The sequence below is a fragment of the Thermogemmata fonticola genome (assembly GCF_013694095.1).
Classification (GTDB): domain Bacteria; phylum Planctomycetota; class Planctomycetia; order Gemmatales; family Gemmataceae; genus Thermogemmata; species Thermogemmata fonticola.
Genome location: NZ_JACEFB010000036.1, coordinates 1 through 1,139 on the forward strand (window position 1 = coordinate 1; position 1,139 = coordinate 1,139).

Sequence of the window (1,139 nt, forward strand, 5' to 3'; positions counted from 1 at the left end):
CGCACCCGCAGGGCCAATCCCGTTTTTCCTCAGGTCCAGCGTGGTGAGGTTCTGGAGGTAGGAGGACCGTGCCAATGCCTCCGCACCCCCAGCGCTAATGCCGTTACGCCCCAAGTCCAGCGAGATGAGGTTTCGGAGATTCGGAGACTGGGCCAACGCCTCCGCACCCGCAGGGCCAATCTCGTTCCACTCCAGGTCCAGCATGGTGAGGTTCTGGAGGTAGGGCGACTGGGCCAACGCCTCCGCACCCGCAGCGCCAATCTCGTTCCACCCCAAGTCCAGCGTGGTGAGGTTCTGAAGTTGGGGTGACTGAGCCAACGCCTCCACACCCGCAGCGCCGATCCTGTTGCTCCTCAGGATCAGCGTGGTGAGGTTCTGAAGTTGGGGTGACTGAGCCAACGCCTCCGCACCCGCATCGCCAATCCTGTTGTCACTCAGGCCCAGCGTAGTGAGTTTTTGGAGGTAGGGCGACTGAGCCAACGCCTCCGCACCCGCAGCGCCAATCCTGTTGTCCCACAGCTCCAGCGTGGTGAGGTTCTGGAGGTAAGGCGACTGCGCCAACGCCTCCGCACCCGCAGGGCCAATCCCGTTGCTCACCAGGTCCAGCCTGGTGAGATTCTGAAGATGGGGCGACCGGGCCAAAGCCTCCACCCCCGCAGGGCCAATCCCGTTGCCCCTCAGCTCCAGCGTGGTGAGGTTCTGGAGGTAGGGCGACTGGGCCAAAGCCTCCACCCCCGCAGGGCCAATCCCGTTGACATTCAGCTCCAGCGTGGTGAGGTTCTGGAGGTAGGGCGACTGGGCCAAAGCCTCCACACCCGCAGGGCCAATCCCGTTGACACTCAGGTCCAGCGTGGTGAGGTTCTGGAGGCAGGGCGACCGGGCCAAAGCCTCCGCACCCGCAGGACCAAGCCGTATCCCCCACACCCTCAATGCCACTACACCCACTAGCCACTCGAGACTTCCCACCACACCGTCAGCATCAAGATGGGGACGAAAATCCCACACGACCCATCGCAGGTCCACATACCGTCGCGCTGCTCGCAACTCCTTCGCATCCCCAACTACCAACCCCTCCACCAAACCACCCCACACCAGCCAGCTCAAATCCGGCAACCCCTCCAGCCACTCTTTTCGATGCT

Annotated in this window: 1 pseudogene; it reads right to left on the bottom strand. The window is 63.3% G+C overall.

Features of this window, described 5'->3' with window-relative positions:
• Positions 1-1,139, bottom strand: a pseudogene (locus H0921_RS17565) (hypothetical protein); the annotation flags it as partial.